We start from the raw sequence: 19,117 nt of genomic DNA, 5'->3' as shown, positions 1-19,117 counted from the left end.
CGCCTCGGCCGCGCGATATGTTGCACGCTGTGACAGGGCCTGAGATCACCGTTGCGACGCCGGAAGACCGCGCCCAGGTCGTCACCTCGCTGGTCGCGGCGTTCACCAAGGATCCGGTCCTGCGGCACCTGTTCCCCGACGAGGCGACCTATGCGCGTTATGCGGCCGTCTTCTTCGGGCACCTGTTCGACAAGCGGGTGCACAAGGAGACGATCTGGACGATCGGGCACGGCGCGTCGGCGGCGATCTGGGAGCCGCCGGCATCCGGGAGCGCACCGCCGGACGACGATCTCGCCGCCCAGCTTCCCGCCGACGTGTTGCACCGCGTACGCGCCTACGACGAGGCGGTGCACGCCGCGCTGCCGTCGGCGCCGTTCTGGTACCTGGGGGTGCTGGGTACGCACCCGGACCACGCCGGCCGCAGGTGGGGCCACGCCGTGATGCGGATGGGGCTGGACCGGGCCGCCGCGGACGGCCTGCCGGCGATTCTGGAGACCAGCAACCCGGACAACGTCGAGGTGTACCGGCGCGCCGGCTGGGAGGTGGTGCACGCCTTCGCGGAGCCGCTGCCCACCTGGGTCATGCGGAATCGCCGCACCTGACCGTACGACAGAGATCCCCACCGGCGGAGACGCCGGTGGGGATCCGCCGTTCAGACGCCGGCGGGCTGCTCCGCGGTGTCCGAGGCGCAGCAGGCGCTCTCGGTCACCTTCTCCAGCTGCGGCGAGTCGGCCTTGACCGTGTAGACCTCCCACGGCTCGTCGCCGGGGCCGCGCACCCAGACCTTGTCCTGGAGCGCGTAGCAGCACTCGGTGTCGTTCTCCTCCAGCGTGATCAGGCCGGACTCGGCGAGCCGGCTGGTCGCGGCGTTCACCTCGCCGGTGGTGGCCACCTCGACCCCGAGGTGGTCCATCACCGTCGGCAGGCCGGGCTCACCTTCGAGGAGTACGAGCTTCAGCGGCGGGTTCTCCACCGCGAAGTTGGCGTAGCCGGGGCGGCGCTTGGCCGGCTCGACGCCGAACAGCTTGCTGTAGAAGGCCACGGAGCCTTCGAGGTCGGAGACGCGCAGGGCGAGCTGGACGCGGGACATGCGAACTCCCTGTCTAGATGTTTATCGAAGCAGACTCCACCCTGCCCTCTGCTTTGAAGTCTGTCAACCTAGAGAAATGTCGAAACAAGCGCTGCCGGCGCCTCGGCGTCGGAGATCTGCGTCCGGCTCCGAGCGGCGCGGCACCTGGGCCTGGTACCGGGTACGCCCCGAGGCGTTCCGCCAACTCGGCGCGCCTGTCCCACCACACAGCGCTGTCGTGGAGCGGCGTTCCCGGTGTCCGGAAGCGGGCGCAACGGAAGCTGCGCACCGAGACATGAGCCGGTATGGTCCGGACCTATGGGACAGGAGATGGCCGATCCGGATGAGGTCCGGCAGGAATCCGACCGCTTCTCCCTCCGCAGCAACCTGTTCGTCCCGGCGTCGGCCGAGCGGGCGTACGCCGTGTTCACCGGATCGCTCGCCGACTGGTGGGTACGCGAGTACACCTGGTCCGGCCCGCAGGCGCTCGCCGCGCTCGGCATCGAACCCCGGGCCGGCGGCATGCTCTACGAAATCGGCCCGTACGGCTTCCGCAACGACTGGGGCCGCGTGCTGACCTGGGATCCGCCCCGGCGTCTGGTCTTCACCTGGCAGATCGGCCCGGACCGGGTGCCGGTGCCGGACCCGGCCGGCGCCAGCGAGGTGGAGGTCCTGTTCCACCCCGAGGGCCCGGAACTGACCCGGGTCGAGGTCGAGCACCGCTACTTCGACCGGCACGGCGCCGCGGCCGAGGGCTACCGCGAGGCGCTCACGGCCGGCTGGCACGAGTTGCTCTGCCGCTACCTGGCGACGGTCGCCCGCACCGCCTGACCCGTACCCGATGGGCCCGGTCAGCCGGTGATGCCCGGCGTCGCCGCGGCGCCGGGCACGCCGGTGCCGCCGAGGTCGGCGCGGCGGCCGGCGTCCGCGCCCGGCGCGAAACCACCGCCCGCGAGGCGCCGTCGCGGCGCGGTGCGCAACCTGGGGTACGCCTCGGCGACCCGGCGCTGGACGCGGTCGGAACGGTCGGCGAGTACCAGGGCCGTCGAGGGGCCGCCCGCCTCGGCCACCGCGTTCTCCTCGGCTGCGCGCAGCCGCTGCGCGACGACGTACGCGAAGCCGGCCAGCCAGGTACGCCGGAACGCGGCCGGGTGCTCCCCGTCCGGCACGGCGGCTCCCGCCAGTCCGTGCGCGGCCTGCACCAGCAGCGAGGTGAACAGCAACTCGACGCGTTCCAGGTCGCTGGCGAAGCCGAACAGGTGCATGGCGAAACCGTTGCCCTGCCGTCGGCGTACGCAGCGGCAGCGCAACGGTTCGGCGACCGCGGCCAGCAGTCCGGCCTTGTCCCGGGCGTACGGCGCGACCACCTCGACCGTCCGGTCGCCCACCGGGTCGACGGCCGGGTCGCGTGCCGCGAGCAGCGCCCGGTCGACGCCGTAACGGGCGATCAGCTCGGTGGCCTTGGCCATGAACGCGGCCGACTCGGCGGGCGTGCAGGCCGGGTCCTCGGCCTGGGCGAGCAGCTTGCGCACCTTGCTGAGCATCGCCTCGGACATGACCCAGAGCTATCACAGCCGGCGCGCGTCGCGGCGCGGCGGGCTCAGTCGGACCGGCTGCGCAGCGTGGCGATGGTCGAGCCGGCGAGGGTGAGCAGGCAGTCGGGCAGCAGCCCGTCGGCGGCGGCCGCGCCGAACAGCGCCTCACCGGTGTCGGCGTCGTCGTTGGCGCACGCGCTGACGAAGCGGGCCACCCAGCGGGTGTCGTAGTCGGCCTGGTCGATGCCGGGGAAGTCGAGGGCCGCCCCGCCGGCCGGCGCGTCGTCGCCGAGCATGGTGGCGGCCAGGCACCACGCCACCCCGTACGCCCCGGCCAGGCCGGAGCGGTCCACCACCGCGTCGAACGTGCCCACCACCCCGGCGCCGTCGCCGGCGAGGGCGGAACGGAGCACGGCGGTCGCGTCGTCCAGCGTCTGCTGTGCTTCGTCGTTCACCCGCGGAACAGTAGCGCCGGGGGTCAAGCCGTGACCCGGAAATCGCTCGATGAACACGCAGCGTGATTCCCGCAGTCGGGGTGCCGACGGAGCCGACTCCACAGTCCCGCCTACCGCGTGGGCACGCTAAGGTGCGCAGCGGACCTTCGCCGGAGGAAGGACGACCATGCTGAGAACACGCACGTCGCGCGCGGCCCTGTCCATGGCCTGCGCGGCGCTCCTGCTCGCCACGAGCGCCTGCGGGAGCGACGAGCCGGAAGAAGCGCCCGCCACCCAGGTGCGCCTCTACGGCACCGACGGCAACATGCTCAATTCATACCCAGCCGAGCTGAAGGATCGGGCGGATCTGGTGAACGGGATGAAGGGCACCACGCCCCTCACTCCGCTGCCCGAGAGCTTCAAGGAACGACTACTCGCCGTAGACGCGAAGCTGGGTGACTTCCTCTACTCCGCCGAGTCCTACGACGCGGTCGTGATCAGCGCGCTGGCCGCCCAGCTCGCCGGCACCACCGCGCCGGGCGAGATCGCCAAGCAGATCGTCGGGGTCACCACCGGCGGCGAACGCTGCGACGAGGTGGCGACCTGCCTCCAGCTCGCCCGCGCCGGTCAGGACATCCAGTACCGGGGCGTGTCGCTCACCCGGGCCGGGTTCACCGACAACGGCGAGCCGGCCACTGCCAGCTACGGCACCATGCACTTCGACAACCAGAAGATCGACGACAGCAAGACCGAGTTCGTCGGCGCCGGTGAGGAGTCCGGGGCGAGCAGCAAGACGCCGCCGCGCGGTCGCAAGCTGCGCGACGGGAAGGCGAAGGACGCGCCGCTGGTCCTCGGCGGCCTCCTGCCGAAGACCGGTGACCTGGCGCTGGCGTACCCGCCGTTGGCCGCCGGCGCCGCGCTCGCGCTCCGCGAGGTCAACGCCGCCGGTGGCGTGCTCGGTGAGCCGGTGAGGTGGGTCGAGGGCGACGACGGCACCAACCCGGCGGTCGCCAAGGCCACTGTCGCCTCGCACGTCCGGGAGGGCGTCCACGTCATCATCGGCGCCGGTGGTTCGGGCATCTCCCGGGCGGTGCTGCCGGACGTGGTGGCCGCCGGGCGGATCCTGTTCTCGCCGTCGAACACCGACGCGGGGCTGAGCGCGGTGGACGACAACGGCCTCTACTTCCGTACCGCCCCGCCGGACAGCCTCCAGGGTCGCGCGCTGGCCGACGTGATGCTCCGGGACGGGCCGCGCAAGATCGCGATCCTGGCCCGTAAGGACTCCTACGGCGAGGGCCTCCAGGAGAACGTCCGTTCGGAGCTGGAGAAGGCCGGCATCGGCGCGGACCGGGTCAAGCTGCTGACCTACGAGCCGCCGGAGGACCCGAAGACCCCCGTCGACTTCTCCGGCATCGCCCAGGAGATCAAGGCGTACGGGCCGGAGGCGCTGCTGCTCATCGGCTTCGCCGAGTCCGCGCCGGCGATCCCGGCTCTGGCCGACGCCGGAGTCCAGATCAGACGCTGAGAAGCGCCGACGACGAGGGCCGCGCCGGGAACACCGGCGCGGCCCTCGTCGTGTTCCGGCTCAGCGCGCCTTTCGCCGGTCCAGGAACTCGGTCATCCGCCGGTGTTTCTCCTCGTCCTCGAAGAGCACCGCCTGGCTGAGCAGGTCGAGTTGCGGGTGCGCGGCCGCCGGGGCGTCCACCGCCAGCTTGGTCAGCCGCAGGGCCAGCGCGGAGCCCTTCGCCATCTCGTCGAGCAGACCGTGCGCGGTGGGCAGCAGCTCGTCCGGTTCGGCCACCACCCGGTTCACCAGCCCGATCCGCAGCGCCTCCGCGGCGTCCACCCGCCGGCCGGTGAAGAGCAGTTCCTTGGCGCGGGCCTCACCGATCAACGCCGGCAGCCGGTAGGTCGCGCCCGCGCCGGCCAGGATGCCCAGCCGCACCTCGGGCTGACCGAAGACCGCGCGGTCCGTGCACACCCGCAGATCGCAGGCGTACGCGAGTTCGGCGCCGCCGCCCAGCGCCGGCCCGTCGACGGCGGCCACGGTGGGCATCGGGAGCGCCCGGATGCGGGCGAAGACGCCCTGGTTGATGGCGGCCAGCGCGTCCAGCCGGCCGCGCTCGCGCAGCTGGGCGATGTCGGCGCCGCCGGCGAAGATGCCCGCCGTCCCGCCGGTGAGCAGCAGCAGCCGGGGGCGTGCCTCCAGGTCGGCGCAGACCGCGTGCAGCTCGGCCACCAGGTCGGCGTCGATCGCGTTGCGTTTCTCCGGCCGGTCCAGCGTCACGACCAGCCGGTCCGGCAGCTCCTCGATCCGCAGCCCGCTCATTTCTTCTGGCCGTCCTTCCAGGTGTAGAAGCCCTGCCCGGACTTCTTGCCGAGCTTCCCGGCGGCCACCATCTCGACCAGCAGCGGCGGCGGCGCGAAGCGGTCCCCGTACGCGGCCTGGAGCGTACGCGCGATGTCGAGCCGCACATCCAGTCCGACCAGGTCGGTCAGCTCCAGCGGTCCGATCGGGTGCCGGTAGCCGAGCACCATCGCCTTGTCGATGTCGGCCGGGCTCGCCACCTCGTCGGCCACCATCCGGATCGCCTCCAGGCCGAGCGTGACGCCGAGGCGGGAGGTGGCGAAGCCGGGCATGTCGCGTACGACGACGGGGTCCTTGCCCAGCCGGGCGGCGAGCGCGACGGCCGCCTCGGTGGTCTGCGGCGCGGTGGCCGGGCCGACCACGACCTCGAGCAGCGCCATCGCCCACACCGGATTGAAGAAGTGCAGCCCGACGAAGCCGGCGGGACGTTCCAGCCCGGCGGCCAGTTCGGCGATCGGGATGCTGGACGTGTTGCTGCCCAGCAGCGTGGGGCGACGGCTCTCCGCCTCACGCAGCACGGCGCGCTTCAGGTCGAGCCGCTCGGGCACCGCCTCCACGATCACGTCGGCGCCCTCGGGCACCTCGGTGAGCCCGGCCCGCAACGTGACGCGCCCGCGGTTGGCGGTGGCGGCCTCCTCGGTCAGCTTGCCGCGCTGCACGCCCCGGTCCCACAGCTCGCCGAGCCGGCGGACGGCCTCGGCGCCCCGCCCGGGGTCGACCTCGACCAGTTCGACCGCGTACCCGGCGCCGGCCGCCACGTACGCGATGCCGAGGCCCATGGTGCCGGCCCCGACGACCACAAAACGACCACTCATCGGTGTCCCCTCGCCGCGGCGGGGGCGCGCGGGGTCTCCGCCGCCGGGCCCGTCCGCTCGCTCGTTCCTGCATGCGACCCTATGCAGGGCCGGGCCGCCGGGATGAGTGGGGGCGGAGCGGACGGGGTAAGGACGGCCGTCAACGTCGAAGGAAGGAACGAGATGAGCCAGGCACCGGAGAGCGCGGAGAACACCGAGACGGTCGAGACCCGCGGCGACGAGCGGGTGGACCTGCTCCGCGCGGACACCAACAACGACGGCAAGACCGACGTGTGGGTGGTGGACACCGACGGCGACGGCAAGGCCGACCTGTTCCAGTTCGACACCGACGGTGACGGCAAGGTGGACATCACCATGGTGGACATCGACGAGGACGGCACGCCGGACGAGGTGGTCGACGGCGACGGCGGACTGCCCCCGGAGCAGACCACCCCCACCGTCCAGGTCTGAGCATGTAAGGAAGGGCCCCTTGTTAACGCCTGGGCGCTTGAAAGGGGCCCTTCCTAACGCCGCAGCTCCAGCGTGGCGAGGTAGTACGGGTGGTCGGTGTCGTCCACGTCGGCCAGTCGCCACGGCGAGCCGTGGACCAGCTCGGCGAACTCCTCGGGCGAGCAGACCAGGTAGTCGAACCACCCGGTGCCGAGCAGCCGGTAGCGCAGCCGCAGCCGCAGTTGCCCGCCGATCCGGCCCCGCTGCCGGTTGCGCTCGTGATAGGCGGTGTGCACCGGGTCGGTGGTGCCGTACGGGTCGGTACCGTGGGCGATCACCCGGGCGCCGGGGCGGGCCAGGGCGGCGAGCGCGGCCAGCATCGCGGGCGCCCGTTCCCGCCCCTCGAACAGCCCGAGGTTGTTGCCGAGCAGCAGGAACGTGTCGTAGCGCGGCTCGTCGGCGGTGTGCTCGTCGACGGTGCCGTGGACGAGGTCGCGTACGCCCCGGTGCCGGCTGACCCGCAGCGCGCCCAGCGAGGTGTCCAGGCCGGTGACGGGCACGCCGCGCTCCTGGAGTTCCAGCGCGATCCGTCCGGCGCCTACGCCGACGTCGAGCACGTGCCCGCGTACCCGGTCCACCGCCCGGTGGTCGTGCGGCTGCCACAGCTGCGGCGGGTCCAGGTAGTGCCCGGCGGGCGCGCCGTTGATCAGCCCGTCGTCCCGCTCGATGATCTCGATGACCGGCCGGGGCAGGCGTCCACCGGCCATCGGCCGGGGTCCGATCCCGGTGGCGACCGCGTACGCGTCGCGGATCATCTCGCCGAACACGTCGCCGATCTCGGGTTCCCCGGTCATGCCCGCAACGCTATCCGGAGGTCGGCGGCGCGCCGACCGCCGTATCCTGGGCGGCGTGACCGACCTGGACCGCCTGGCGGCGGAGAAGTACGTCCTGCTCACCACGTTCCGCAAGGACGGCCGGGCGGTGGCGACACCGGTGTGGGCGGTACGCGACGGTGACTCGCTGGCGGTGTGGACGGTGTCCGACTCCGGCAAGGTGAAGCGGATCCGCCGCGACGGCCGGGTCACTGTGGCGCCGTGCGACGTGCGCGGGCGGCCGCACGGCGATGCGGTGCCGGCACACGCGACGATCGCCGATCCGGAGAGCACCCGGCGGGTGCGGGGCCTGCTCAAGCAGAAGTACCGGCTGATCGGGCGGCTGAGCCTGCTCGGCAGCCGGCTGCGCCGGGGCGAGGGGGGCACGGTGGGGCTGCGGATCGTGCTGGACGGCGCGGCCCCCGGACACGATTGAGCCCGGGCACGATTAAGGGCGGCGCCGCGACGGCACCGCCCCTGATCGGAACGCCGGAGAACGCCGGTTCGTCAGTCTCCCTGGCGCTGCTGGGGGATCTGCCCCTGCAGTAGCGCCCGAACCTCTGACTCACGGTAGCGGCGGTGGCCGCCAAGGGTCCGGATGGCGCTGAGCTTGCCAGCCTTGGCCCACCGGGTCACCGTCTTCGGGTCGACACGGAACATCGACGCCACCTCGGCCGGTGTGAGTAGCGGCTCAGGTTCGTGCGTTCGCGATGCCATCGGGGTCACTCCTCCACATGTATAGACATCGGCCGGGGTCCCGCCGGCCGACGCGTCTCCCATGGTCCGGCTAGTCCCCGATGTCCGACATGGGCCGAACGGCTGAAGGTCCCTAGACGGACGGATGAAGCATGCCCGATTTTTACGACTTTTATGCCGCAGAAACTACCTTATTGGGACTCATGATCACGGTTCGTGACGCATCAACTACGAGACACTCTCGTGTCCAAGACCACTTATCGGGGTAAACCGGGCGTCAGTTGCAGCGCTCCAACAGCTGCACCGCGCGCCAGCGGGCGACCAGCTTGTCGTACGCGGCGGACGCCTCCTCGGCCTCGCCCCGGCCCAGTCCGGACAGTCCGGTGGCCACCAGATCGGTCGAGTCGTCGGCTTCGAGCGTCTCGTCCGGCAGCAGTTGAACCAGGCCGCCGTAGTCCAGCTCGACCACCGAGCGCGGGTGGAACTCCTCCAGCCACCGGGCCGCCTCCTCGACCGCCTCGGTGATCGGCGCCTCGCCGATCGACTTGCGCAGCACCGACAGCGCCCGCGACGCGCGGCGGCGCGCCTTGGAGATCTCGGTGCGGTAGCGCAGCGCGCGCCGCTCCGGCTCGGTGACCAGGTGCCGCTCACCCGCCTCGAACAGCACGAACCAGCGCAGCGGCACGCCCCAGGTGGCGATCTGCTCGTGCACCCGGGGCACGCCGTGCTCCAGCACCCGGGCGCCGCTGCGCCAGTCCTCCACCACGGCCTTGGCCTGCCCGGCGAGCACCGGCGGCACGAACGCGTCGGCCAGCACCGAGGGCACGCCGTCGCGGGCGCTCAGCGCCGCCTCGGCGACCCGGATGCGCAGGTTCCAGGGGCAGACCAGCAACGAGTCGTCCGACTCCAGGACGTACGCCTCGTCGGGCAGGTCGGGCAGCCGGGTCCAGCCCGCGCCCAGCGCCTCGATCACGGCGGTCCGTTGTCGTACCGGCCCTTCCAGCGGGGCGATCGCCCGGCCCTCGCTGACGTACCGGCGCCAGTAGGACTGCCGGTCCCGGTCGAAGGCGGTCAGCGGCTCGTACACGCGCAGGTATGAAGCGAAGAGCGACGGCACGGCGCGATCCTCCCACGAGACGGGACCGCCCGTCGCCGCCCGTGAGCCCGTGGCGTGACGTGCGCGACAGTACGGTTCGGGCCGATATTAGGCTCAGAGACACCGGCAGCATCCCGCCGGCGTGCCACCAGGTTCCGCTCCCCACAAGGGCGCTCACCGACACAGGAGTCAGCCATGGGCGTATTCGCCAGCACCGACGACCCCGTTTCCACGGGGCATGAGCAGGTCGTGTTCTGCCAGGACAAGCAGTCCGGCCTGAAGGCGATCATCGGGATCTACTCCACCGCGCTGGGCCCCGCGCTCGGCGGGACCCGGTTCTACCCGTACGCCACGGAGGCCGACGCCCTCGCCGACGTGCTCGACCTCTCCCGCGGCATGGCCTACAAGAACGCGCTGGCGAACCTCGACCTCGGTGGCGGCAAGGCGGTCATCTGGGGCGACCCCGAGCAGATCAAGAGCGAGGCGCTGCTGCGCGCGTACGGCCGCTTCGTCGAGTCACTCAACGGCCGCTACTACACCGCCTGTGACGTCGGCACGTACGTCGCGGACATGGACGTGATCGCGCGCGAGACCCGGTACGTCACCGGCCGCAGCGTGGAGCATGGCGGCGCCGGCGACTCCTCGATCCTCACCGCGTGGGGCGTCTTCCAGGGCATGCGGGCCGCCGCCGAGCACGTCTGGGGCAGCCCGACGCTGGCCGGCCGCCGGGTCGGCGTGGCCGGGCTGGGCAAGGTCGGCAAGTACCTGACCGCCCACCTGCTCGACGACGGCGCCGAGGTCGTGGCGACCGACGTGAACCCGCGCGCCCTGGAGTGGGCGCGCGCCACCCACCCGCAGGTCACCCTGGTCGACGACACCGCGGCGCTGGTCGCCTCCGACATCGACGTGTACGCCCCGTGCGCGCTCGGCGGCGCGCTGAACGACGAGACCGTGCCGGTGCTGCGGGCGAAGGTCGTCACCGGAGCGGCGAACAACCAGCTCGCCCACTCGGGCATCGAGAAGGTGCTCGCCGACCGGGGCATCCTCTACACCCCGGACTACGTGGTGAACGCGGGCGGCGTGATCCAGGTGGCCGACGAGATCGAGGGCTTCAACTTCGAGCGCGCCAAGCTGCGCGCCACCCGGATCTTCGACACCACCCGGCAGATCCTCCAGCTCGCCGACGACGAGGGCGTACCCCCGGCGGTGGCCGCGGACCGGCTCGCCGAGCGGCGGATGGCCGAGGTCGGCCGGCTGCGCGCGATCCATCTGCGGTGAAGCTCACCTCCGGGGGCGGAGCGGCGACTCCACCCCCGGAGGCCGTGCGCGTTAAGCTGAGCCTCGGGCCCGTTCGTACCCATTTGTCCGCTGTCACGGCCAGCCCCGGACCTTACCCCTTACCCGGTACACTTGGTGACGGCTGGACCACTGCGACGCGCAGGTCCGGTCGACGGTGACCCGAGGTGCCGAACGATGGCATCCCCATGTACCGTAAGAGCCACGAGAGATGCCTGACGTCATCGGGGCCCGCCTTCGGGCTGCCCCGCATTCTGTGCGAGGGGGTCGAGCCATGGGGCGCGGCCGTGCTAAGGCCAAGCAGACGAAGGTGGCGCGGGAGTTGAAGTATCACTCCCCGAACACCGACCTAACCGCCTTGCAGCGCGAACTGGCGGGTAGTGGGAAGTCTGAGCACAACTTCGACGACGACTACAAAGAGTATGTCGACGACGATGACGAGGACCACGCGGACGACGACCCGGACACCTGGGCTCGTCCGACCCGCTGACCTCCGGTCACATCTGAGCACGCGGTAACCCCCGCGTGCTCACGCATGTGCTCTGCTGAGCCGGCGTACGACCGACGATCAGGGACCTGCCGTGCCGGGGTGCCGCCCCGACTCGCCGGCAGGTCCCTGATCGCGGAACCGAGCCCTCAGCGCGGCCGGTTGTTCCAGTTGTAGAACGTCGGGATGTTCTCGAAGTGGTTCCAGGCGCAGACCGCGTTGGCGCCGTCGCCGCCCGACACCTCCGCCCGCAGCAGCCGCGCCGCCTCCGCCTCACGGAGCAGAGCGGTAAGCCCCGCAGCGGCGTCCCGCACCCGGTCGGCCACTGCCCCCCGGTCGGTGTCACTGATGGTCTCGGGCATGCTCCAACACTCCCTCCAGTAGGCGGATCTTGCTGTTCCGGCAGTGCTCGGTCTCCGTACCGTCGAAACGCCCCAGCTCGAAGTAGCGGTTGGCGGCGTGCCCACCCCCACAGAAGCCGAAGTACGCGCAGGACGTCCGGCACGCCTCCACGCCGGTGAGGAACTCGCCCACCCAGGGCGTGCCGGCCGCGTCGGCGAGGATCTCGCCCAGCGGGGTGGTGAGCACGTTCCCGCTGGTGAAGTCGCCGTAGTGCGGGTCCGTGAAGCCGGCCAGCTCCGGCGAGAGCACCACCACCGAACCGTCGTGCCCGACCGTCGGGATCGGGTCGAGGCGGCGGGGCAGCAGGGCGTCGGCGGTGCCGGCCAGCACCGCGCCCGCGTACCGCAGCGACCACTCCACCTCGCGCAGGTGGATCCGGGGATCACGCCGCCAGGCCGCGACCAGCTCCGCCCAGAACCCGGTGACCGCGCCCGCGTCCCGGGCGTTGGTCCGGGTGTTGACGCCCTCGGTCTCCTCGATGTTGACGCCGAGCACGTCGCAGCCCAGGTCGAGGAAGTAGTCGTACAGCTCGGTCGCCAGGCCCGGCTCCGGCCGGGACACCACAGCCAGCGCCGAGAACGGCACGCCGTGGCGGCGCAGCGCCGCCACCCCGGCCACGATCCGGTCGTACGCGGGCCGCCCGCCCCGGGTGACCCGCTCGGCGTTGCGGGCCCGTGGCCCGTCCACGCTGACGCTGACCCGCACCCGGTGCTCGGCGAAGAACGCGCACCAGGCGTCGTCGATCAGCGTGGCGTTCGTCTGCACGTGGTGCTCGACGTCCGGCCCGAACGGCGCCAGCAGGGCGGCCAGATGCTCCCGGCCGGCCGCGAGCGGCTCCCCGCCGTGCCAGACCACGGAGAAGCGACCACCCGTCGCCCACGGGTTCACCGACGCCGCCACCGCCTCGGCGACGGCCACCGGCATCCGCCGATCGGCCGCCCGAAGCGGCAGGTAGCAGTAGGCGCAGTCGAGGTTGCACAGGGTGGTCGGCTGCATCACCACGTACGACGGGACGGCGGCGATACCCCGCATCCCTTCGGGCGCACGTGCGGCCATCAGCACCTCCCCCGCCTGCCTGAAAACCGAACCTCCAGGCTAGGCCGCGGCGACCGCTCGGGTGAACCCCCGATCAGGTGCCCGGCCGATCGGCGCAGGGTGATCAGCCCCGGGTGTGCTGCCCGACCATCTGCACGTTGCCGGACCCCTCGATGATCTCGCCCGCCTGCCAGGCGTCCACGCCCCGGCCGGTCAGGGTGGCCAGCGCGCGGTCGGCGTCCTCGGCGGAGACGATCGCGAACATGCCGACGCCCATGTTGAACGTCGCCTCCATCTCCGGGTCCTCGATCCGGCCCTTGGTCTGGATCAGATCGAAGATCGGCTGCGGCTTCCAGGTGGAGCGGTTGACCACGGCGTCGACGTGCTCCGGCAGCACCCGGACCAGGTTGCCGGGGATGCCGCCGCCGGTGACGTGGGCCAGCGCCCGCACCTCGGCCTCGGCGATCAGCTTGAGGCAGTCCTGCGCGTAGATCTTGGTCGGGGTGAGCAGCTCCTCGCCGAGCGTCCGCTGGCGGCCGAAGTCGTCGATCACCACGTCCAGCCGCATCCGGCCGGCGCCCAGCAGCACGTGCCGGACCAGGGAGTAGCCGTTGGAGTGCAGGCCGGAGGAGCGCATGGCGATCACCACGTCACCCACCTCCACCCGCTCCGGGGTGAGGATCTCGCTCTCCTCCACCACGCCGACGCCGGTGGCGGAGATGTCGTACTCGTCGGGGCGCAGCACGCCCGGGTGCTCGGCGGTCTCGCCACCCAGCAGCGCGCAGCCGGCGTACCGGCAGCCGTCCGCGATGCCCGCGCCGATCTCGGCGACCTTGTCCGGCACGACCTCGCCGGTGGCGATGTAGTCGAGCAGGAACAGCGGCTCGGCGCCGCAGGCGACCAGGTCGTCGACGACCATGGCGACCAGGTCGATGCCGACCGTGTCGTGGATGTCGAGCTGCTGCGCGATCACCAGCTTGGTGCCGACGCCGTCGGTCGAGGAGGCCAGGATCGGATTCTTGTACTTCTTCGTGTCCAGCCGGAACAGGCCGGCGAAGCCGCCCAGGTCACCCAGGACCTCCGGGCGCCGGGTCTCCTTGACCTTGGACTTGAGCAGCTCGACCGCGCGGTCGCCCGCCTCGATCGACACCCCGGCGTCGGCGTACGAGACCGAGCGTTTGCGCTGCGTCCGGCCGGACCCCGCCGACCAGGGCTGGCGGTCGCCGCCGGCGCCCGTCGGGCTGGATCCTGCGCCGCTGCGCTCGGACACGTGCGTCACGGTTCTCCCCTTTGTGGTTCCCGCGAGCCCGGAGCGGCCGGACCCGCGTCGGTGGTGCTACGGGTGGTGGGTCGGTGTGGCGACGAGCGGACCGGTCGGCCCGGCCGCCTCGGCGGCGACCCGGCGTCCCACTCCTTCGAGCACGTGCTTGCCGATCAGGTTCCCGGCCGGCAGTTCGATCGGATACTCCCCATCGAAGCACGCCCGGCAGAGCCGGCTCTTCGGCTGCTCGGTCGCGGCGATGAGACCGGGCAGCGATACGTACCCGAGCGTGTCGGCGCCGATCGAGCGCCGGATTCCCTCGTTGTCCAGCCCGTTGGCCAGCAGTTCGGCCCGGGTGGCGAAGTCGATGCCGTAGAAGCAGGGCCAGCTCACCGGCGGCGAGGAGATCCGGACATGGACCTCCAGGGCGCCCGCCTCGCGCAGCAACCGGACGATCGCCCGCTGGGTGGTTCCGCGGACGATCGAGTCGTCCACCACCACCAGGCGCTTGCCGCGTACGTTCTGCCGCAGCGGGTTCAGCTTCAGCCGGACGCCGAGCGCGCGCAGCGTCTGCGAGGGCTGGATGAAGGTGCGCCCGACGTACGGGTTCTTCATCAGGCCCTGGCCGTAGGTGATGCCTGATTCCTCGGCGTAGCCGATCGCGGCCGGCGTGCCGGACTCCGGCACCGGGATCACCAGGTCGGCCTCGACCGGGTGCTCCTTGGCGAGCTGACGGCCGATCTGCACCCGCGCGGCGTGCACGTTACGGCCGGCGATGGTGGCGTCCGGCCGGGCGATGTACACGTACTCGAAGAGGCAGCCCTTGGGCTCGGGCGCGGCGAACCGGCTGGAGCGCAGCCCGTTCTCGTCGATGGCGATCAGCTCGCCCGGCTCGACCTCGCGGACCACGCTCGCGCCGACGATGTCCAGCGCGGCGGTCTCGCTGGCCACCACCCAGCCGCGTTCGAGGCGGCCGAGCACCAGCGGGCGTACGCCGTGCGCGTCGCGCGCCGCGTAGAGCGTCGACTCGTCCATGAAAACGAAGCTGAACGCGCCGCGCAGTTGCGGCAGCACCTCCAGCGCCGCCGCCTCGACCGACAGGTCGGGCCGGCTGGCCAGCAGCATCGTCACCAGCGAGGTGTCGTTCGTCGAGCCGTCCGGGTCGAGCCCGCGCACTGCGGCCTCGCGCTGCAGCTCGGCGGTGTTGACCAGGTTGCCGTTGTGCGCCAGCGCGATGGTGGTGCCGGCGCTGGTGGCGCGGATCGTCGGCTGGGCGTTCTCCCAGGTCGAGCCGCCGGTGGTGGAGTAGCGCGCGTGCCCGATCGCGACGTGCCCGCGCAGGCTCGCCAGCGTCGGCTCGTCGAACACCTGGGCGACCAGGCCGAGATCCTTGTAGACCACGACGCCGGAACCGTCGCTCACTGCGATGCCCGCGGCCTCCTGGCCCCGGTGCTGGAGGGCGTAGAGCCCGAAGTAGGTGAGGTTGGCGACCTCTTCCCCGGGGGCCCAGACGCCGAAGACGCCGCACGCGTCCTGGGGGCCGGGTCGCTCGGGGTCAAGGTCGTGGCTCAGCCGGCCATCGCCTCGGGGCACCTGCCGCTCCCTCTTGGTGGGGTCTGGACTGGCCTGGCGGAGTCGGGGGTCAGCTCCGCACGCTATGGGCCGGGACCGTCGTCGGCTCTCAGTGTACGCGAACAGCAGTCGATACCGACAGTCACGGAGTCCCCGCTCAGGGTGAGTGCGGGTTGCGGCCGTCCGCCGGCTAAATCGGGAGGTACGCGGAAAGGTCGGCCCGGTTCCCCGACACCCGTACGCGACCGTCGGTGACCGCTCGCGCCCAGTCGAGGCGTCCGGTGGCGAGCGCCAGCCACGTCGGCGGGTCCATCTCCACCACGTTCGGGGGCGTGCCGCGGGTGTGTCGTGGACCACTCACGCACTGCACCGCACCGTAGGGTGGGACGCGCACCTCCACCGATCGGCCGGGGGCGCGATCCGTGAGGGCAGCCAAGAGGGTCCGGACCGCCTCCCGGAGGACCGGCCGTTCGGGCGTACGCCCCTCGTCCAGCGCCGCCAGGGCGGCGAGTACCGCTTCGGAATAAGCGTGCGGAGAGGACACGACGGGACGATACGACCCGGCAGAACGCCGCCCTGCGGCGGCCCTGGGTAGAGATGATCCGGTCAGACAAGGCATAGTTGCCGACGGCGTTATTCGTACCGTGAGTGATCAACCTCGGCCGAGCGGCCGGCGGAGAGATCAGACCCGGAAGGCGGTGGACGTGTCAACACACCGACGTGCCTGGAAGCAGCGGGCCGGTGTGGTCGTAGCGCTGGTCTTCGGCGCCCTGCTCACCGTCCCCGCCACCCCCGCCCTCGCGGAGCCCCCGGAAGTCAGCGTCAACCCGGGTGCTGTGACTATCAGCGCCGGCAGCGACGCCTCCGTTCAGGTGAGAGTCAAGGTCACCGATCCCGGCCCAACCCAGGTCACGATCAGGGTGGCCGGTCTGCCGGCAGGCGTCACGTGCAGCGCGGGCTGCAATGCGCCAACTGCTGTCGTTGGACAACGCAATGTGCCAGTAACGCTAAAGGCCAGCGCCAACGCGTCGGCAACCGACGGTGCAAGCGTTCAATTCACCGCAGAGACGCCGAGCGACTCGAACAGCGCGTCCCTTTCTCTAACGGTGCGAGCCGCCGCGCAGGAGCCGCAGCAGCCGCAGACCGTCAAGACGGTGTCCGGCAAGGTGGTAAACGCCGACGGCGACCCGATCGAAGGCGCCCTCGTCATGCTGCGCGACAGCGCGGGCAAGGAGCGCCGTACCAACACCAGCGGCAACGGCAACTTCAGCTTCAGCGGCTCCGACTCCAACCCGATCGCACCCGGCCGGATCGAGGTGGGCGCCTCGACCGACGGCGCCACCCCGGTCGCCAGGTCGATAAACGCCAGCGCCGGCCAGTCCGTGACCGGCGTCCGGCTCAGCATTCAGCTGCGGGCGTCGGCGAGCCCGAGCGCCACCCCGTCGGCGAGTGAGTCCGCCCCGCCGTCGGACGAGCCGCTCGAGGAGGACCCGGCCGACACCCCGGCCACCGACGCGCCGGCCGCCCAGGAGCCGACCGCGAACGAGGACTCCGGGGGCATGGGCTCCTGGCTGCTGATCCTGCTCGGCGGCCTGTTCGTCGCCGTCGGTGTGGGCACCATCGTGCTGCTCTACATGCGGCGCAAGAACGAGGGCGACGACGGTGACGGCGACGGCCCGGGTGGACCGGTCGGTCCGGGTGGCCCCGGCGGCGCCGCCGCGGCCGGCGCGATCCCCGCGGCCCGGGGTGCCTACCACGGCACCGACGACCAGACCCGTGTGGTGAACGGCATGGGCGCTGGACCGGCGGCGACGATGGTCGGCGGCCCGTCGATCAGCGACGCCCCCACCATGCTCCAGCGGCCGGTCGTGGACGACGTCCCACCGGACCCGTACGGCGCACCGCCCGGACCGGCGTACGGCGTCGGCGCGGGACAGGCCGGGTACGGCTACGGCGACGACGCGCCCGGGCAGGGCGGCTACGGCGCCGGCAACGGCTACGGCGACGCGCCCGCCTCCGGCGGCGGATACGGCACCGCGCCCTCCTCGGGCGGCGGCTACGGCAACGGTCCGTCCTCCGGGGCCGGCTACGGCAGCCCGGACTACGCCGCGGGCGCCGCGGCCGGCGCGGCCGGATACGCGGCCCAGGGCGGCGGCTACGGCAACGAGCGCTTCGACGAGCCCACCGGCCGCTACACCGGCGACAGCACGCAGTACGCGCCGGCGGCCGACCCGTACCCGACCAGCACCTACCAGCCGGAGCAGGACCGCGGGTACGACCAGTCCGGCCCGGCCGGGTACGGCCGCGGCGCGGAGCAGGGTGACGGCTACCGCTCCGGCGGCGGGTACGGCGCCGCCTCGGGTGGCTACGACAACGCGCCCACCGGCGGCTACGACAGCGGCCGCCAGCAGGGCGGTTACGGCGACGCCCCGGCGGGCGGCTACGGCGGCGCCGGTGGCTACGGCGACGCCCCGGCCGGCGGGTACGGCGACGCGGGCTACGGCGGTGGCCGGGCCACCGGTGGATACGGCGACGCCCCGGCTGGTGGCTACGACAGCGCGCCCGCAGGCGGGTACGACGCCCCGGCCGGTGGCTACGACGCCGGCCGCCAGCAGGGCGGCTACGACAACGCCCCGGCCGGTGGCGGCTACGGCAGCACCGGCGGATACGACGGCGGGCACCAGGCGGGCGGATACGGCCAGCAGGGCGGCGGATACGGCGACGGCTACGGCCAGTCCCCGCAGGGTGGTTACGGCCAGCAGGGTGGTTACGGCCAGGAGCCGCCGCAGCAGCGCGGTGGCGGCTACGACAACGCCTACCCCAACGACCCGGCGCAGGCCGGTCGCGCCCGCCCGGACGCGCAGGGGGATCGCGGCGGCCGGCGTCTCGACTGGCTGGACGACTGACAGCCACCAGCACGCATGACTGTGGCCGCCCGCGTTCGCGGGCGGCCACAGTCGTTGGTTGATACCCCGTCGAGCGGGTGGTGGAGCCGGTGAGTCAGGCGGCGGCGAAGTAGTCCTGGCGCAGCACCGGCACCACGTCGGAGACGCCGACCTCGGTCGCGACGTCGACGTCCTCGGCGAAGCCACCCTCGGCGAGTTCCCGGCCGGACACGCACCCCCGCACCGCCGCCGGCACATCAGGGGTGCTGGCGAGCGCGGCCAGCGCCATCGCTGCCTCCACCGAAAGTCCGCCGGGCACCCCGGCGAGCGCGTCGAGCACGCAGGCCGCGCCGAGCTGGTCCTCCACGCAGGGCCGCAGTGACCCGTCGGGCCAGCGCTCCCCGGCCGCCACCACACCCACGGGAGCGTCGGTCGAGCCGTACCCCTGGGTGCGGAGCCAGCGCCCGACGGCGCGCGCGTTGCGCAGGCAGGCCGCGACCACCGGCACTCCGGTGGCGCTCGCGGCGGCGCTGATCGCCGAGCCGTTCGGCGACGGCAGCACCAGGTCGGCGACGACGGGCGCGGCCCGCAGCGCCGCCGGGGAGAGCGACCACGGGTGCTCCGCTGTCGTCCTCCGGCGGCCCACCGCAGCTACGGCGCCGACCCGGCGGGCGTAGTCGGCGGCCTGCTCGCCCCACGGGAACGGGTGTACCCGCATGCCGCGGCTCACCGCCACCTCCACGGCGGTGGTGAACGACAGCACGTCCACCACCACCAGGGCGGCGCAGACCCGGCCGAGCTCCGCCGCCCCGGTCAGTCCCCAGTCGAAGCGGGCACCGGCGCCGGGCTGGGCGAAAACGGCCAA

General features: G+C 72.5%; 22 protein-coding genes. 8 read left to right on the top strand and 14 right to left on the bottom strand.

The features are described from left to right. The first annotated feature begins 17 nt into the window (after window positions 1-17). Window positions 18-602 (top strand): GNAT family N-acetyltransferase, encoded by a 585-nt coding sequence (locus KBX43_RS18820; protein WP_210886022.1) that lies wholly within the window; start codon window positions 18-20, stop codon window positions 600-602. A 50-nt stretch (window positions 603-652) separates the two neighbouring features. Here KBX43_RS18820 and KBX43_RS18815 read toward each other — a convergent pair whose 3' ends face one another. Next, window positions 653-1,090, bottom strand: coding sequence for an ArsI/CadI family heavy metal resistance metalloenzyme (locus tag KBX43_RS18815; protein ID WP_210868768.1), 438 nt, complete (start codon window positions 1,088-1,090; stop codon window positions 653-655). Between the two features lie 297 nt (window positions 1,091-1,387). Here KBX43_RS18815 and KBX43_RS18810 point away from each other — a divergent pair, with 297 nt between their 5' ends. Beyond that, the gene (locus KBX43_RS18810) at window positions 1,388-1,900 is read left to right on the top strand and encodes an SRPBCC family protein (protein ID WP_043327527.1); all 513 of its coding nucleotides are present in this window, start codon (window positions 1,388-1,390) and stop codon (window positions 1,898-1,900) included. A 20-nt stretch (window positions 1,901-1,920) separates the two neighbouring features. Here the strand turns inward: KBX43_RS18810 and KBX43_RS18805 are convergent, their stop codons facing one another. Both KBX43_RS18805 and KBX43_RS18800 read right to left on the bottom strand, forming a co-directional pair. Continuing rightward, window positions 1,921-2,625 (bottom strand): DUF2786 domain-containing protein, encoded by a 705-nt coding sequence (locus KBX43_RS18805; protein WP_043327528.1) that lies wholly within the window; start codon window positions 2,623-2,625, stop codon window positions 1,921-1,923. A 44-nt stretch (window positions 2,626-2,669) separates the two neighbouring features. Further along, on the bottom strand, window positions 2,670-3,059 hold the full coding sequence (locus KBX43_RS18800; protein WP_043327529.1) for a hypothetical protein: 390 nt from the start codon (window positions 3,057-3,059) through the stop codon (window positions 2,670-2,672). Between the two features lie 166 nt (window positions 3,060-3,225). On the opposite strand from KBX43_RS18800, the gene KBX43_RS18795 reads away from it, so the two are divergent. Then, a complete protein-coding gene (locus KBX43_RS18795) occupies window positions 3,226-4,563 on the top strand; it encodes an ABC transporter substrate-binding protein (protein WP_043327530.1) in 1,338 nt (445 codons plus the stop codon). A 60-nt stretch (window positions 4,564-4,623) separates the two neighbouring features. Here KBX43_RS18795 and KBX43_RS18790 read toward each other — a convergent pair whose 3' ends face one another. Then, window positions 4,624-5,367: an enoyl-CoA hydratase/isomerase family protein gene (locus KBX43_RS18790; RefSeq protein WP_064448341.1), complete on the bottom strand. Its 744-nt coding sequence runs from the start codon at window positions 5,365-5,367 to the stop codon at window positions 4,624-4,626. Then, window positions 5,364-6,221, bottom strand: coding sequence for a 3-hydroxyacyl-CoA dehydrogenase family protein (locus KBX43_RS18785; protein WP_210886019.1), 858 nt, complete (start codon window positions 6,219-6,221; stop codon window positions 5,364-5,366). The genes KBX43_RS18790 and KBX43_RS18785 overlap by 4 nt, the downstream gene beginning before the upstream one ends. A 162-nt stretch (window positions 6,222-6,383) precedes the next feature. Here KBX43_RS18785 and KBX43_RS18780 point away from each other — a divergent pair, with 162 nt between their 5' ends. Then, window positions 6,384-6,671 carry a hypothetical protein gene (locus KBX43_RS18780; protein WP_043327533.1) on the top strand — a complete coding sequence of 96 codons (288 nt, stop codon included), beginning with the start codon at window positions 6,384-6,386 and terminating at the stop codon, window positions 6,669-6,671. A gap of 53 nt (window positions 6,672-6,724) precedes the next feature. On the opposite strand, the gene KBX43_RS18775 is transcribed toward KBX43_RS18780, so the two are convergent. Continuing rightward, the gene (locus KBX43_RS18775) at window positions 6,725-7,504 is read right to left on the bottom strand and encodes a bifunctional 2-polyprenyl-6-hydroxyphenol methylase/3-demethylubiquinol 3-O-methyltransferase UbiG (protein WP_210886005.1); all 780 of its coding nucleotides are present in this window, start codon (window positions 7,502-7,504) and stop codon (window positions 6,725-6,727) included. A 55-nt stretch (window positions 7,505-7,559) separates the two neighbouring features. On the opposite strand from KBX43_RS18775, the gene KBX43_RS18770 reads away from it, so the two are divergent. Beyond that, window positions 7,560-7,958 (top strand): PPOX class F420-dependent oxidoreductase, encoded by a 399-nt coding sequence (locus KBX43_RS18770; RefSeq protein WP_043327535.1) that lies wholly within the window; start codon window positions 7,560-7,562, stop codon window positions 7,956-7,958. 71 nt (window positions 7,959-8,029) lie between these two features. Here KBX43_RS18770 and KBX43_RS18765 read toward each other — a convergent pair whose 3' ends face one another. Continuing rightward, window positions 8,030-8,239 carry a BldC family transcriptional regulator gene (locus KBX43_RS18765; protein ID WP_007073996.1) on the bottom strand — a complete coding sequence of 70 codons (210 nt, stop codon included), beginning with the start codon at window positions 8,237-8,239 and terminating at the stop codon, window positions 8,030-8,032. Between the two features lie 256 nt (window positions 8,240-8,495). Then, a complete protein-coding gene (locus tag KBX43_RS18760) occupies window positions 8,496-9,335 on the bottom strand; it encodes a hypothetical protein (protein WP_030500602.1) in 840 nt (279 codons plus the stop codon). A 174-nt stretch (window positions 9,336-9,509) separates the two neighbouring features. Here KBX43_RS18760 and KBX43_RS18755 point away from each other — a divergent pair, with 174 nt between their 5' ends. Both KBX43_RS18755 and KBX43_RS18750 read left to right on the top strand, forming a co-directional pair. After that, window positions 9,510-10,592: a Glu/Leu/Phe/Val dehydrogenase gene (locus tag KBX43_RS18755; RefSeq protein ID WP_043327536.1), complete on the top strand. Its 1,083-nt coding sequence runs from the start codon at window positions 9,510-9,512 to the stop codon at window positions 10,590-10,592. Between the two features lie 292 nt (window positions 10,593-10,884). Then, on the top strand, window positions 10,885-11,100 hold the full coding sequence (locus tag KBX43_RS18750; RefSeq protein WP_013283429.1) for a DUF3073 domain-containing protein: 216 nt from the start codon (window positions 10,885-10,887) through the stop codon (window positions 11,098-11,100). A 146-nt stretch (window positions 11,101-11,246) separates the two neighbouring features. Here KBX43_RS18750 and amcA read toward each other — a convergent pair whose 3' ends face one another. The 5 genes from amcA to KBX43_RS18725 all read right to left on the bottom strand — a co-directional run bounded on the left by amcA (window position 11,247) and on the right by KBX43_RS18725 (window position 15,911). Continuing rightward, window positions 11,247-11,459 (bottom strand): multiple cyclophane-containing RiPP AmcA, encoded by a 213-nt coding sequence (gene amcA, locus KBX43_RS18745; protein WP_030500600.1) that lies wholly within the window; start codon window positions 11,457-11,459, stop codon window positions 11,247-11,249. After that, window positions 11,440-12,531: a cyclophane-forming radical SAM peptide maturase AmcB gene (gene amcB / locus KBX43_RS18740; RefSeq protein WP_208635231.1), complete on the bottom strand. Its 1,092-nt coding sequence runs from the start codon at window positions 12,529-12,531 to the stop codon at window positions 11,440-11,442. The genes amcA and amcB overlap by 20 nt, the downstream gene beginning before the upstream one ends. 127 nt (window positions 12,532-12,658) lie before the next feature. Next, window positions 12,659-13,813, bottom strand: a complete 1,155-nt coding sequence (purM, locus tag KBX43_RS18735) for a phosphoribosylformylglycinamidine cyclo-ligase (protein WP_043327537.1) — start codon at window positions 13,811-13,813, stop codon at window positions 12,659-12,661. 57 nt (window positions 13,814-13,870) lie between these two features. After that, the gene (gene purF, locus KBX43_RS18730) at window positions 13,871-15,388 is read right to left on the bottom strand and encodes an amidophosphoribosyltransferase (protein ID WP_043330756.1); all 1,518 of its coding nucleotides are present in this window, start codon (window positions 15,386-15,388) and stop codon (window positions 13,871-13,873) included. A gap of 169 nt (window positions 15,389-15,557) precedes the next feature. Then, window positions 15,558-15,911: a sterol carrier family protein gene (locus tag KBX43_RS18725; protein WP_043327538.1), complete on the bottom strand. Its 354-nt coding sequence runs from the start codon at window positions 15,909-15,911 to the stop codon at window positions 15,558-15,560. A gap of 160 nt (window positions 15,912-16,071) precedes the next feature. Between KBX43_RS18725 and KBX43_RS18720 the strand changes: the two genes are divergently transcribed. Next, complete coding sequence (locus KBX43_RS18720; RefSeq protein ID WP_210886002.1) at window positions 16,072-18,273, top strand: carboxypeptidase-like regulatory domain-containing protein; 2,202 nt, start codon at window positions 16,072-16,074, stop codon at window positions 18,271-18,273. Between the two features lie 94 nt (window positions 18,274-18,367). Here KBX43_RS18720 and KBX43_RS18715 read toward each other — a convergent pair whose 3' ends face one another. Next, window positions 18,368-19,117 carry a 2-phosphosulfolactate phosphatase gene (locus KBX43_RS18715; protein WP_064448462.1) on the bottom strand — a complete coding sequence of 250 codons (750 nt, stop codon included), beginning with the start codon at window positions 19,115-19,117 and terminating at the stop codon, window positions 18,368-18,370.

Source organism: Micromonospora sp. C41, from assembly GCF_018070485.1.
GTDB classification, from domain to species: Bacteria; Actinomycetota; Actinomycetes; order Mycobacteriales; family Micromonosporaceae; genus Micromonospora; species Micromonospora chalcea.
Note: the sequence above shows the minus strand (reverse complement) of the source record. Positions and strands in the feature narration are given on the sequence as shown.